14 protein-coding genes are annotated in these 12,021 nt (G+C 72.6%); 7 read left to right on the forward strand and 7 right to left on the reverse strand.

The window, feature by feature from the left end; translation table 11 throughout:
* The first annotated feature begins 178 nt into the window (after positions 1 to 178).
* A complete protein-coding gene (locus ACIRVK_RS01505; RefSeq protein ID WP_404242768.1) occupies positions 179 to 631 on the forward strand; it encodes a hypothetical protein in 453 nt (150 codons plus the stop codon).
* Positions 632 to 1,237: 606 nt separating this feature from the next.
* Here the strand turns inward: ACIRVK_RS01505 and ACIRVK_RS01510 are convergent.
* The 3 genes from ACIRVK_RS01510 to ACIRVK_RS01520 all read right to left on the reverse strand — a co-directional run bounded on the left by ACIRVK_RS01510 (position 1,238) and on the right by ACIRVK_RS01520 (position 3,263).
* Positions 1,238 to 2,314, reverse strand: coding sequence for an RNA polymerase sigma factor SigF (locus ACIRVK_RS01510; protein WP_404242770.1), 1,077 nt, complete (start codon positions 2,312 to 2,314; stop codon positions 1,238 to 1,240).
* A 17-nt stretch (positions 2,315 to 2,331) separates the two neighbouring features.
* The gene (locus ACIRVK_RS01515) at positions 2,332 to 2,745 is read right to left on the reverse strand and encodes an anti-sigma regulatory factor (protein ID WP_004925829.1); all 414 of its coding nucleotides are present in this window, start codon (positions 2,743 to 2,745) and stop codon (positions 2,332 to 2,334) included.
* A 257-nt stretch (positions 2,746 to 3,002) separates the two neighbouring features.
* On the reverse strand, positions 3,003 to 3,263 hold the full coding sequence (locus tag ACIRVK_RS01520; protein WP_404242772.1) for a UBP-type zinc finger domain-containing protein: 261 nt from the start codon (positions 3,261 to 3,263) through the stop codon (positions 3,003 to 3,005).
* 62 nt (positions 3,264 to 3,325) lie between these two features.
* Between ACIRVK_RS01520 and ACIRVK_RS01525 the strand changes: the two genes are divergently transcribed.
* A complete protein-coding gene (locus ACIRVK_RS01525) occupies positions 3,326 to 4,921 on the forward strand; it encodes a Na+/H+ antiporter (protein WP_404242774.1) in 1,596 nt (531 codons plus the stop codon).
* Positions 4,922 to 5,104: 183 nt separating this feature from the next.
* Here ACIRVK_RS01525 and ACIRVK_RS01530 read toward each other — a convergent pair whose 3' ends face one another.
* Positions 5,105 to 5,998, reverse strand: a complete 894-nt coding sequence (locus ACIRVK_RS01530) for a 1-aminocyclopropane-1-carboxylate deaminase/D-cysteine desulfhydrase (protein WP_404242776.1) — start codon at positions 5,996 to 5,998, stop codon at positions 5,105 to 5,107.
* Positions 5,999 to 6,202: 204 nt separating this feature from the next.
* On the opposite strand from ACIRVK_RS01530, the gene ACIRVK_RS01535 reads away from it, so the two are divergent.
* The 5 genes from ACIRVK_RS01535 to ACIRVK_RS01555 all read left to right on the forward strand — a co-directional run bounded on the left by ACIRVK_RS01535 (position 6,203) and on the right by ACIRVK_RS01555 (position 10,353).
* Positions 6,203 to 7,609 carry a family 2B encapsulin nanocompartment shell protein gene (locus tag ACIRVK_RS01535; protein WP_404242778.1) on the forward strand — a complete coding sequence of 469 codons (1,407 nt, stop codon included), beginning with the start codon at positions 6,203 to 6,205 and terminating at the stop codon, positions 7,607 to 7,609.
* A 116-nt stretch (positions 7,610 to 7,725) separates the two neighbouring features.
* The gene (locus ACIRVK_RS01540; RefSeq protein WP_404242780.1) at positions 7,726 to 8,823 is read left to right on the forward strand and encodes a family 2 encapsulin nanocompartment cargo protein polyprenyl transferase; all 1,098 of its coding nucleotides are present in this window, start codon (positions 7,726 to 7,728) and stop codon (positions 8,821 to 8,823) included.
* Positions 8,824 to 9,121: 298 nt separating this feature from the next.
* Complete coding sequence (locus tag ACIRVK_RS01545; RefSeq protein ID WP_404242782.1) at positions 9,122 to 9,790, forward strand: GNAT family N-acetyltransferase; 669 nt, start codon at positions 9,122 to 9,124, stop codon at positions 9,788 to 9,790.
* Between the two features lie 9 nt (positions 9,791 to 9,799).
* Positions 9,800 to 10,114 carry a DUF952 domain-containing protein gene (locus tag ACIRVK_RS01550; RefSeq protein ID WP_404242784.1) on the forward strand — a complete coding sequence of 105 codons (315 nt, stop codon included), beginning with the start codon at positions 9,800 to 9,802 and terminating at the stop codon, positions 10,112 to 10,114.
* Positions 10,111 to 10,353: a hypothetical protein gene (locus tag ACIRVK_RS01555; RefSeq protein ID WP_404242786.1), complete on the forward strand. Its 243-nt coding sequence runs from the start codon at positions 10,111 to 10,113 to the stop codon at positions 10,351 to 10,353. Before ACIRVK_RS01550 ends, ACIRVK_RS01555 begins: the two co-directional genes overlap by 4 nt.
* Here the strand turns inward: ACIRVK_RS01555 and ACIRVK_RS01560 are convergent.
* Genes ACIRVK_RS01560 through ACIRVK_RS01570 form a run of 3 tightly spaced genes read right to left on the reverse strand, consistent with a single transcriptional unit; the run spans position 10,340 to position 11,931 of the window.
* The gene (locus ACIRVK_RS01560; protein WP_404242788.1) at positions 10,340 to 11,101 is read right to left on the reverse strand and encodes a VOC family protein; all 762 of its coding nucleotides are present in this window, start codon (positions 11,099 to 11,101) and stop codon (positions 10,340 to 10,342) included. The two genes, ACIRVK_RS01555 and ACIRVK_RS01560, sit on opposite strands and share 14 nt — an antisense overlap.
* Positions 11,098 to 11,511, reverse strand: coding sequence for a VOC family protein (locus ACIRVK_RS01565; RefSeq protein ID WP_404242790.1), 414 nt, complete (start codon positions 11,509 to 11,511; stop codon positions 11,098 to 11,100). Before ACIRVK_RS01565 ends, ACIRVK_RS01560 begins: the two co-directional genes overlap by 4 nt.
* A 15-nt stretch (positions 11,512 to 11,526) precedes the next feature.
* Positions 11,527 to 11,931, reverse strand: coding sequence for a helix-turn-helix transcriptional regulator (locus ACIRVK_RS01570; RefSeq protein ID WP_404242792.1), 405 nt, complete (start codon positions 11,929 to 11,931; stop codon positions 11,527 to 11,529).
* Positions 11,932 to 12,021 lie beyond the last annotated feature (90 nt).

A 12,021-nucleotide genomic window follows, 5' to 3' on the forward strand; every position in this document is an offset into this window, starting at 1 on the left:
TTGCAGCGTACCTACTGGGTGGTACCGGGCACAGCGCGAGGTAGGGATCAGGTAAGAGGGGAGGGCGTGAGTCTCGCCACGGGGCGAATTCCCGTGCGTTCTCAACCCGCCCCGGTACCCGTGCGTCCCCAGGTCCGCCCCCCGCTCGGCCCCCACCTCCCAGGGCTACCCTTCAAAGGTGACCACTGACCAGACCTCCACCACCGACGAAACCACCGGCCCCCGTCCACGGCGCCTCACCTACGCCGCCGGGCTCGCCGCCCTGGAGGGGCTGGCGCTGGCCGTCGGGGGCGTGTGGATGCTCGTGGAGGGCCTCGCGGGGCACCCCGAGGACCGCGGGTCCGCCGTGACCGGCGGCATCACCCTGCTCGTCCTCGCGCTGCTCCCGCTGCTCGCCGCGCGCGGACTGCTCGCACGGCGGAGCTGGAGCCGTGGCCCGGCCGTCATCACGCAGATCATGGCACTGCCGGTGGCCTACAACCTGCTGCAGGCCGACAGCGTGGCCATCCCTGCAGGCATCGCACTCGCAGCCGTCGCCCTAACCTCCCTGATCCTCCTGGTCAACCCCGCCACCACCCAGGCCCTGGGAATCAAGGGCCCGGGCCGCACCCAGGACGACAGCAGCCGCTAGCGCCAGGGCCGCCCGTGCTGGGCTGGGGCCTCGCAGGGCGGATGCAGATGGCCGTGGGCCCGGCGGACGCGGGACGGCGGCGGTGAACGCCGACGGCAGCGTCCCGGCGCCCGTGGAGCCCGGAAGGCGACCGCGCCGAGGCGGTGATCCAGTGGCCGTGGACCTCGCCGCGGCCTACGGCGAGCGCGGTCAGTCGGCTCCTGCCCCTCTGCCGGCGACGCAAGGAGCGTGTCGACGTCGCCCGGTGGATCCTGGTGGCCGTGGGCCAGTGGCCCTTGGACCCGACGGCCGTGGGGCGGCGGCGGTTGATGCCGGCGGCAGCGTCCCGGAGCCCTTGGGCCCGGAGGGCGTCGGCACTGTGGCGGTGGAGCCGGGGCGGTGCACCCTCGGGCCTGTGGAACCCGGAGGTTTGGGGCCTGGTAGTGGGACGCCGACGGCGGAGCCCCGGGAAGCCGGACGCCGTGGGCTCGAACCAGTGGATCCCGGAGCCGGAGCCCGACGGTGGATGCCGACGGCAGTGCGGAGCCCATGGACCCCGGAGGCCGTCGGCGCGGCGGCGCCTGCGTCACCGGGCCCGTGGGCCCCGGCGGCGTGGATCCCGGCGGCTTACTCCTCCACCAGCAGCTTCTCGCGGAGTTGGGCCAGGGTGCGGGCCAGCAGGCGGGAGACGTGCATCTGGGAGATGCCGACCTCCTGTGCGATCTGCGACTGGGTCATGTTGCCGAAGAAGCGCAGCAGCAGGATCCGCTTCTCACGAGGCGGCAGGTCCTCCAGGAGCGGCTTGAGCGACTCGCGGTACTCGACGCCCTCCAGGGCCTCGTCCTCGGCGCCCAGGGTGTCCGCGACGGCCGGCGACTCGTCGTCGGTATCGGGGACGTCCAGGGACAGCGTGGAGTAAGCGTTGGCGGACTCCAGGCCCTCCAGGACCTCCTCCTCCGAGATCGCCAGCTTCTCGGCGAGCTCGTGCACGGTCGGGGAGCGGCCGTGCTGCTGGGACAGCTCCGCGGTGGCGGTGGTGAGCGCCAGGCGCAGCTCCTGCAGGCGTCGCGGCACCCGCACCGCCCAGCCCTTGTCACGGAAGTGACGCTTGATCTCGCCGACGACCGTCGGAGTCGCGTACGTCGAGAACTCCACCCCGCGGTCCGGGTCGAAGCGGTCGACCGACTTGATCAGGCCGATGGTGGCGACCTGGGTGAGGTCGTCCAGCGGCTCGCCGCGATTGCGGAAGCGGCGCGCGAGGTGCTCGACGAGCGGCAGGTGCATCCGGACCAGCTTGTTGCGCAGCTCCGCGTACTCGGGGCTGCCGTCCTTGAGCGTGCGCAGCTCGACGAACATCGCACGCGCACCACTGCGGTCGTGTGCGTCGTGCCGCGGGGCCTGCCGCACGCTCTGCGCGTCCTGCTGGTCGTCTCGCTCGTGCTCGCTCATCGTCCCGCCCGTTGTCCTTCGCCGAGAGCTCGCCTCCATGCCGGCCGGGGAGATCCCGTTCCGCCCGTCCGGCGGCGTGCCCGGCGCGGCGCCTTCCCGGTCCCGCTGCCCGTCCTCGGGGTGCGGCCGGGCCTGCTCGGGGATGCCCGCCATGCCCGCCGTGACGTCCGTGCCGTCGGTGGGGTCCTCCATGCGCCGGGACCCGCCCGCGCCCTCGGCCGGCAGCTCCCGTGTGCCGCGCTCTTCGTCACGCACCGGCCCGTCCCCTGTCCTCACGCCGGCCCGGGTCCCGCGCCGCGCTGTTTGTAGAGGCTGATCGAAACGGTTTTGTCCTCGTCCACGGCGGAGGAGACCTTGCCCGCGAGAGCGGACAGGACGGTCCAGGCGAAGGTGTCCCGCGAGGGGGCGTGACCGTCCGTGGTCGGGGCCGAGACGGTGACCTCGAGAGAGTCGTCGACGAGCCGGAAGACACAGCTGAGTACGGAGCCGGGCACGGCCTGCTGGAGCAGGATCGCGCAGGCCTCGTCCACCGCGATGCGCAGGTCCTCGATCTCGTCGAGGGTGAAGTCCAAACGGGCCGCGAGACCGGCCGTGGCCGTACGCAGCACCGACAGGTAGGCACCCGCGGCCGGCAGCCGGACTTCCACGAAGTCCTGGGTCGCGGGCTCGCCTGCGATCTGGGACACCCTCACCTCCAAGGTGGTACAAGCTTTACGGAGCCGAGGGTCGCCCCCCGGGGTAACGCGATGTGTGTTCAGCGGTGACGCTATCGCGCTCTCGGCTTTCCTGTCCCCAGGACCCCGACCCTTGCCGTCACTCACAGTAAACCTGCGGACACGCTCCGTGTCTAGGGGTCTGCGGCTCCAATTGGGAAGAGCGCGCGCCGGGTTGACGTACCCAGACGTCAGACGGTCGAACCGTCCTGGAACCCGGTCGTCCAGGGTCACACAAGTACGTGGTCGACGAAGCACCAACGCCAGTTCTCACCGGGCTCGAACGTGCGCATGATCGGGTGGCCGGAGTCCTTGTGGTGCTCGGTGGCGTGCCGCCCCGGCGAGGAGTCGCAGCAGCCGACGTGGCCGCAGCTGAGGCACAGCCGCAGCTGGACCGGGTGCGTGCCGTCCCGCAGGCACTCCGGGCACGTCTCGCTGAGCGGATCGGGTTCCGGGAGCGGAAGCGCGTCGGCGTGCGTGCACTGTTTCATGATTGCCAGATTACGACGCCCGTGCGGACGACCGCGCGGAAAAACGAGGGTGGGCGAGGACGATGGACGTGATGCCACTGCTGTTGCTGGTGGCGGGCAGTGCCGCGGTCGCCGCGGCCGCGCGGCGCACCCCGGTGCCGGCCCCGCTGTGGCTGGTGGCGGTGGGGCTGGTGGTGTCCTACGTCCCAGGGGTGCCCCGGTACACGCTCGATCCGGACATCGTGCTGCCGCTGGTGCTTCCCCCGCTGCTGCACAAGGAGGCCGTCGAGAGCTCGTACCTCGACCTGCGGGCGAGCATCCGGCCGGTGGCGCTGCTGTCGGTGGGCTACGTCCTGTTCGCGACCTTCGCCGTCGGCTGGGCCGCCTATCTCGTCGTACCGGGGCTGCCGCTGCCGGCGGCCCTCGCGCTGGGGGCGGTGGTCGCGCCGACGGACGCGGTCGCGGCGGCCGCCGTAGCCCGCCGGGTCGGGCTGCCCTCCCGGATCACCACCATCCTGCAGGGCGAGTCCCTGCTCAACGACGCGACCGCGATCACCGCGTACCGGGTGGCTGTCGCCGCCGCGGTCGGTGAAGGCGCCTCCTGGATCGGCGGGATCGGCGAGTTCCTGCTCGCCGCGGGCGGCGGGGTCGTGGTCGGACTGGTCCTGATGGCACCCATCCACTGGCTGCGCACGCACGTGAAGGAGGCGTTGCTGCAGAACACCATGTCGCTGCTGATCCCCTTCGTCGCCTACGCGGTCGCCGAGCAGGTGCACGCCTCCGGTGTGCTCGCGGTCGTGGTCGTCGCCCTCTACATCGGACACCGCGCGTGGGAGGTCGACTTCGCCACCCGCCTCCAGGAGGAGGCGGTGTGGAAGGTGGTCGCCTTCGTGCTGGAGTCGGCGGTGTTCGCGCTCATCGGCCTGCAGCTGCCGGTGGTGCTGAGGGGCCTCGGGGACTACCGGGGCGTGGACGCCGCCTGGTACGCGGTCGCCGTCTTCGCGGTGGTCGTCCTGACCCGGTTCGTGTGGGTGTACCCGGGGACCTTCGTGCCCCGCATGCTGTCCGCGCGGATCAGGGAACGCGAGGACAATCCCACGTGGAGAGGGCCGATCGTCACCTCCTGGGCCGCCATGCGGGGCGTGGTCTCCCTCGCCATAGCCTTCTCGATCCCGCTCACCGTGCACGGCGGCGGCCCCTTCCCGCAGCGCAACCTGATCCTCTTCCTGACCTTCACGACGGTCATCGGGACCCTGGTGGTGCAGGGGCTCACCCTGGCTCCGTTGATCCGGCTGGTGAAGTTCCCCGCCCGGGACGCGCAGGCCGAGACCCTCGCCGAGGCCAACGCCCAGGCACAGGCCTCCCGGGTCGCCGAGCAGCACCTGGACGAACTGCTCACCGACGACCGCAACGCCCTCCCGCCGCCCCTCGCCGACCGCCTCCGCCAGGTCCTGGAGCGCCGCCGCAACGCCGTCTGGGAACGCCTCGGCCAGACCAACCCGGTCACCGGCGAATCCGTCGACGACACCTACCGCCGCCTGTCCCGGGAGATGATCGGCGCCGAACGCGCCGTCTTCGTCCGCCTGCGCGACGGCCGCTACATCGACGACGAGATGCTGCGCACCCTGCTGCGCCGCCTCGACCTGGAGGAGGCGGCGGCCTACCGGGAAACGGCGTAGCGGCAACCCCGCGCCACCAACCCTTCCAGAGAGGCTGCGGCGCCCGTGACTCCGGGGGCTTCGTCCGGTGGGGCCTCTTGGTACGCCGGGCGTCACGACGAAGCGCGCTGCCGTGCCGTTTCGCCCGTCGTCTGACTGCCTCGCGCCAGGGGAAGGGCCTCCGCCAGTGGAAACGCCCTCCCGTCAGGGGAACGGCCGTCCCGTGATCACCGCGGCTATCGTCGTCCCGCGCGGGTGGGCGTTCTCTTCCGCGAGGGTGACAAGGGCATAGAGCAACTTGGCCACATAGAGACGTTCGACAGGCACCCCGTGCCGTTGTTCGAAGTCGTCGGCGAAGGCTTCGAGTTCGGGGCCGGTGCGGCCGTAGCCGCCGAAGTGGAAGCGGTCGTCGAGGGTCCAGTCGCCACGGCGGCCCCCGAAGGCCTCGGCTTGCAGCGCCTCTATGCCGGCGGCCAGGAAACCGCCTCTGAGCACCGGTATGCCGAGCACCCGCTGGTCGGGGGCCAGCCCCGCGGCGAGCCCCGCCAGGGTGCCGCCCGTGCCGCAGGCGACGCCGACGACGTCCGCCCGCCCCCGCAGTTCCCCGCCCAGGGCCCGGCAGCCGCGCACGGCCTCGGCGTTGCTGCCGCCCTCCGGGACGACGTACGCCCCCTGCGCGCCCGCCGCGCGCAGCACGCGCGCGAGGACGTCCGGTTCGGTCTTGCGGCGGTACGTGGACCGGTCGACGAAGTGCAGCCGCATCCCGTCGGCCGCGCACCGCGCCAGGGAGGGGTTGAGCGGCCGCCCCGCCAGCTCCTGCCCGCGCACCACTCCGACCGTCGGCACTCCGAGGAGCCGCCCGGCGGCCGCCGTGGCCCGCAGGTGGTTGGAGTAGGCGCCGCCGAAGGTGACCAGCGGCCGCCCGCCCGAAGCCCTGAGGTTCGGCACGAGCTTGCGCCACTTGTTGCCGATCAGCTCGGGGTGGACGAGATCGTCCCGCTTGAGGAGGAGCCGCAGGCCGTGGCGGGTGAAGCGGGGATCCGACAGTTCCTGCAGAGGGGAGGGGAGACGGGGGCGCAGGGGGTCGAGGCCGGTCACGGCACCATTGTCGCCCGGTCAGGCGGCGGGCACCGCGTCCGGGGCCCTTGGGCGAAGCCCCATGTGTGCCCAGCCGTCCGAAGATCCAACCCCGCTCTTTCGTGTAATAGCACCGGCACGGACCGTGATGGAACGCTGGTGTGTGCAGATCGCGATGCGGCGGCGCCGACCGTGCGGCCGCATGACCGGGAGGGCAATTCTCATATGTCGGTAGGCGAAGAGGTCCGTTCGGAGCAGGGCAAGCCGCAGCAGAGTCTCGGCACGGCCGCCGCGCGGAACCTGGCCACCACGACCAAGTCCGCACCCCAGATGCAGGAGATCAGCTCCCGCTGGCTGCTGCGGATGCTGCCCTGGGTCAACGTGCAGGGCGGCACGTACCGGGTGAACCGGCGGCTGACCTACGCGGTGGGGGACGGCCGCATCACGTTCGTGAAGACCGGCGACCGGGTCGAGGTCATCCCCGCGGAACTGGGCGAACTGCCGGCACTGCGCGGCTACGAGGACGAGGAGGTGCTCTCGGAGCTCGCCCAGCGCTGCCGGCAGCAGGAGTTCGCGCCCGGTTCGATGATCGCCTCCTTCGGCAGCCGGACCGACGAGGTCTACCTGCTGGCGCACGGCAGGGTGGAGAAGGTCGGCACCGGCCCCTACGGCGACGACGCGGTCCTCGGGGTGCTCGCCGACGGCGCCCACCTCGGCGAGGCGGCGCTCCTGGACCCGGAGGCCATCTGGGAGTACACGGCCCGCGCGGCCACCGCGTGCACGGTGCTGGTCCTCTCCCGCCAGGACGTCGACCAGGTCGCCGAGCGCTCCGACTCCCTGCGCGACCACCTCCGGCAACAGCGCTCGATCCCCGGGCAGCGCACCAACAAGTACGGGGAGAAGGCCGTCGACCTCGCCGCCGGCCACAGCGGTGAGCCGGACATCCCGCACACCTTCGTCGACTACGAGGCCAGGCCCCGCGAGTACGAACTGAGCATCGCCCAGACCGTGCTGCGCATCCACTCGCGCGTGGCCGACCTCTACAACCAGCCGATGAACCAGACGGAGCAGCAGCTCAGGCTGACCGTCGAGGCGTTGAAGGAGCGCCAGGAGCACGAACTGGTCAACAACCGCGAGTTCGGGCTGCTGCACAACTGCGAGTACGACCAGCGGCTGCAGCCGCACGCGGGTGTGCCCAGCCCCGACGACCTGGACGAGCTGCTCAGCCGGCGCCGCGGCACCAAGCTGCTGCTCGCCCACCCTCGCGCCATCTCCGCGATCGGCCGCGAACTCAACAAGCGCGGACTCGTCCCCGAGACCATCGAGGTGGCCGGCAACCGCATCCCGACCTGGCGGGGCGTGCCGATCTACCCCTGCAACAAGATCCCGGTCAGCGAGGCCCGTACGTCCTCGATCATCGCCATGCGGACCGGCGAGGCCGAGCAGGGGGTGATCGGGCTGCAGCAGGCCGGCATCCCGGACGAGATCGAACCGAGCCTGTCCGTCCGCTTCATGGGCATCAACGAGCAGGCGATCATCAAGTACCTCGTGACGGCGTACTACTCGGCCGCCGTGCTCGTCCCGGACGCGCTGGGTGTCCTGGAGAACGTCGAGATCGGCCGGTGGAGGTGACGTTTCTGCACCAAGGAGCCGTGTCCCCGCACGTCGGGCGGGGTAGTACACCCCGGTCGTATGTGCCAGGCCCGAGCGGAAGCGCCACCGTCCGCGAACTGACCGAGGGGGACCTCATGGCCGAGTTCTTGACGGAGGCGAAGCGCCGGCCCGGCGGGCGCGGGCGGGGCCCCATGGACCCGGGCGGGCCGGACGGGTCCGAGGCGACGGCGATCCTGGAGCGCACCCGGACCTCCGTCGACCCCGAGATGCGCGCCGCCCTCGACTCGTTGCCCGGGTCCATGCGCCGTATCGCGCTGTACCACTTCGGCTGGGAGCACGCCGACGGCACACCGGCGGCGGGCAACGCGGGCAAGGCGATACGTCCCGCGCTGGTCCTCACCGCGGCCGCCGCGCTCGGCGGACCGGCGGCCGCGCAGTCGGCGGTGCGCGCGGCCGCGGCGGTGGAGCTGGTGCACAACTTCACGCTGCTGCACGACGACGTGATGGACCGCGACACCACCCGCCGTCACCGGCCCACCGCGTGGACCGTCTTCGGCGACGCCGACGCGACCCTCGCCGGGGACGCCCTCCAGGCGCTGGCCTTCCGGCTGCTCGCCCAGGACCCGCACCCGGCGTCCGCGGCGGCCGCCGCCCGGCTCGCGGCCTGCGTGGTCGAGCTGTGCGCCGGGCAGCACGCGGACACGGCGATGGAGCTGCGCCACCCCGCCGAGGTCACCCTCGACGAGGTGCTGACCATGGCCGAGGCCAAGACGGGCGCGCTGCTGGGGTGCGCCTGCGCCCTGGGCGCGCTGTACGCGGGCGCGCCGGAGGAGGACGTCGACGCGCTGGACTCCTTCGGCCGGCAGGCCGGTCTGGCCTTCCAGCTCATCGACGACGTCATCGGCATATGGGGCGACCCGGGCCGCACCGGCAAACCGGCCGGCGCCGATCTCGCGGCCCGCAAGAAGTCCCTCCCCGTGGTCGCCGCGCTCACCTCGGGCACCCCGGCGGCGGCCGTACTGGCCCGGCTGTACGAGGTGCCGTACGAGAAGGAGGATCTGGAGCCGACGGCGCGGGCGGTCGAGCAGGCCGGCGGGCGGGACTGGGCGCAGGCCCAGGCCGCCGACCGGATGGCCCTTGCGATGCAGGAGCTGTCCCGCGCGATCCCCGCCCCGGACGCGGCGGGCGGTCTGCTCGCGCTGGCGGAGTTCGTCACCCGGCGCAGCAGCTGACGCGTCCCGAGGACCCCGGTGTGGCGGGGGCCCGGGGGGGCCCGGCCCCCCCCCGGGCCGGGCGCCGGGGGACGCCCCCCCCCCCCCCCCCCCGGGGCCCGGCCCCCCCCCGGCCCCTGCGGGGCCCGGCCCCGGCCCCCCGGGGGGGGGGGGGCCGGGGGCGCCCCCCCCCCCCCCCGGCCCCCGGCCACTCCGGGACGGCGGGTCCCGCACATCCCCACGGTGTGCGGGCCCTGCGCCGCGCCCGGTAGGCTCAACGCCCGGACCGGCAAAGGTGGTTGAGGCGGAGGGGCGGCCCATGGGTGTGGCGATCCGGACGGCGGGCGAGGGTGACCGGGAACTGGTCGTGCGGCTGCTGGACGCGGCCTTCCAGGACGATCCGGTCAGCAACTGGGTCTTCCCCGAGGAGGAGCACCGCCGCACCACGCACCACCGGTTGATGGCCGCCTTCACCGATCTCGTGCTCGCCGAGGGGCGCGTCGACGTCACCGAGGACGGCAGCGCGTCCGCGCTCTGGCTGCCCGTGCAGGCCGGCCCCCACGCCGCCGCCGATTCCGACGAGGACGGTGCCGCGCAGCTGCGGGCCGCCGTCGACCCCGACAACGAACGCGTCGAGCTGATCGCACGACTGACCCAGGACATCCATCCCGTGGGCCGCGCCCACGCATACCTGTGGATGATCGGAGTGCGTCCGGGCCGCCAGGGCGAGGGCCTCGGTTCGGCGCTCATCCGGCAGGCCCTCGACCGCTGCGACCGCGAGGGCCTGCCCGCCTATCTGGAGGCCAGCAGCGCACGCAGCCGCGCCCTGTACGAGCGCCTCGGCTTCGAACCCACCGGCACCCCCCTCGCCCTCCCCGACGGCCCGCACATGTGGCCGATGTGGCGCGAACCCGGCGGCGTCCCGGAGGGCGGTGAGCCCGAGGACCAGCGTTTGTCGCAGGAGCGGGCAGTTCGTCCGACGTCGTAGCGTGATCCCATGACCGACCACATCCTGCATCTCACCGAACGCTCCCACTGGGAGGCGGCCCGCGCGAAGGGCACGTACGAGATCTCGACCCGGGGCAAGACCCTCCAGGAGGAGGGCTTCATCCACTTCTCGACCCGCGCCCAACTGCCGGGCACCGCCCGCTTCTACGAGGGTCTGGACGATCTCGTGGTCCTGGTGGTCGACCCCGGGCGGCTCGACGCACCGCTGAAGTGGGAGGCCCCGGAGCCCGGCGCCGAGGCGTTCCCGCACGTGTACGGGCCGATCCCGGTGGACGCCGTGGTGGCCGTGGAGCCGTGGACGTGAGCGGTTTAGCACGGCGGAAGGCGTGGCGCTGGGCCGTGGCCGTATGGCTGGTCGCGGTCGTCGTCGGGGGCGGCCTCACCCTGTGGCTGCAGGACTCGGCGGAGCCCCCGCCGGCGGCCCGATGGGAGCAGAGCAGTCCCACTCAGTCGCCACCGGAAGGGTGGCAGAGCCAATGCCCGACCCTCACGCCGGACGCGGACGGTCACGCGGCCGTGCTCTGCTTCATCAGGACGCGCTAGTGCCGGACCGGCTCGGCAGTCCGCCCGTTTCCGGATCGCGTCCCGTCAGGCAGTACAGGCCGCCCGTAGGGTCCCGCAGCACCGTCCAGTTCGCGCCCCGGGCGACGAACTCGGCGCCCAGGCGCTCGTGTTCGGCTCGGGTCGCCGCGATGTCGGCGCACGCGAGGTCCAGGTGGGCGGTCGTCCGGCGTTCCTCGCCGAGACGTTGGAGGAGGACGCGGACCGGGAGACCGTGCGGGGGCTGGAGGACATGGAACTCGGGGAGGGAGCCGGGCCGGGACTCCCAGTCGTCCAGGAGGGCGCTCCAGAAGGCGACTTCGGCGTCGTACGCGGACGGCGCGAGGTCGACGCAGACCTGATCGAGGCGGCTGCCGCGCACGACCGGCGGGCGGACCGACTGACCGCTCCAGGGCATGGTGCAGAACACCTGCCCGGCGGGCGAGCGCAGGACGGCCCAGGACCCGTGGTCCGCGACCACCTCCGCCCCCAGTCCCACCGCCGCGCCCCTGAACTCCGGTTCGTCCTCCACGGCGAGGTCCAGATGCGCGCCGCCCGGCCCGGACGCGACGCCCTGCACCTTGACGCAGGCATCGGCGCCGTCGTGCAGGAGGGTCGTGAACTCCTTCTCATCGCCTCGGAGTTCGGACAGACGCGTGCCCGTGACGGCCGTCCAGAACGCGCAGGCGCGGCCGAAGTCCTCCAGCGGCCGGTCGATGAACGCGTACGTCCACAGGACCCGTCGGCTCACCCCGCCCGCTCCATGAACCGCAGCATGTTCCCCGCCGGGTCCCGGAACGCGCAGTCGCGCACCCCGTACGGCATGTCCATCGGTTCCTGGATCACCTCGGCGCCCGATTCCCGGACCCGGGCGAAGAGGGCGTCGCAGTCCTCGGTGGTGAAGTTGACCCCGCGCAGCACGCCCTTGGCCAGCAGCTGCTCCATGGCCTCCCGGTCGGCCGGGGAGAGGTCCGGGTTCGCCGCGGGCGGCTCCAGCACGATCGACACCTCCGGCTGCAGCGGCGACCCGACGGTCACCCAGCGCATCCCCTCGTACTTGACGTCGTTGCGGACCTCCAGGCCCAGGACGTCGCAGTAGAACTCCATCGCCTTGTCATGGTCGTCGACGGCGATGAAACACGTGGTGAGTTTGAGGTCCATTGCTCCAACCTAAGGTCAAAACTGCCGGTACGCCCGGGTCGGGCGGGTGTACGCCCGTACCACGCAGGGCGGGATCTCCGCGCTCTCCTCGTGCGAGCGGGCCCGGTAGGCGCTCGGCGTCTCGCCGACCAGCTCGGTGAAGCGGGAGCTGAAGGAGCCGAGGGAGGTGCAGCCGACCGCGAAGCAGACCTCCGTGACCGTGAGGTCGCCGCGGCGCAGCAGGGTCTTGGCACGCTCGACGCGGCGGGTCATCAGATAGCTGTACGGCGTCTCGCCGTAGGCCTCGCGGAAGCTGCGCTGGAAGTGGCCCACGGACATCAGGGCGGTGCCGGCGAGGGCGGTCATGTCCAGGGGCTCGGCGTACTCGCGGTCCATGCGGTCGCGGGCCCTGCGCAGCCGTACCAGATCCTCACGGTTCACCACGTCAGGATCGCACGATCCGCACCGGCCGGGCGCAGGAACCTGGAGCGCGCTTCGCCTGGGGTTCGCCTCCCGTACGAAAGCGCTTGT

Source organism: Streptomyces sp. NPDC101152 (assembly GCF_044768275.1).
Classification (GTDB): domain Bacteria; phylum Actinomycetota; class Actinomycetes; order Streptomycetales; family Streptomycetaceae; genus Streptomyces.

Excerpts from the sequence above, each read along its gene's own strand:
- ACIRVK_RS01535 (WP_404242778.1), top strand. The coding sequence starts at position 6,203 with ATGTCGGTAGGCGAAGAGGTCCGTTCGGAGCAGGGCAAGCCGCAGCAG.
- ACIRVK_RS01540 (WP_404242780.1), top strand. The coding sequence starts at position 7,726 with ATGGCCGAGTTCTTGACGGAGGCGAAGCGCCGGCCCGGCGGGCGCGGG.
- ACIRVK_RS01550 (WP_404242784.1), top strand. The coding sequence starts at position 9,800 with ATGACCGACCACATCCTGCATCTCACCGAACGCTCCCACTGGGAGGCG.
- ACIRVK_RS01545 (WP_404242782.1), top strand. The coding sequence starts at position 9,122 with ATGGGTGTGGCGATCCGGACGGCGGGCGAGGGTGACCGGGAACTGGTC.
- ACIRVK_RS01525 (WP_404242774.1), top strand. The coding sequence starts at position 3,326 with ATGGACGTGATGCCACTGCTGTTGCTGGTGGCGGGCAGTGCCGCGGTC.
- ACIRVK_RS01565 (WP_404242790.1), bottom strand. The coding sequence starts at position 11,511 with ATGGACCTCAAACTCACCACGTGTTTCATCGCCGTCGACGACCATGAC.
- ACIRVK_RS01520 (WP_404242772.1), bottom strand. The coding sequence starts at position 3,263 with ATGAAACAGTGCACGCACGCCGACGCGCTTCCGCTCCCGGAACCCGAT.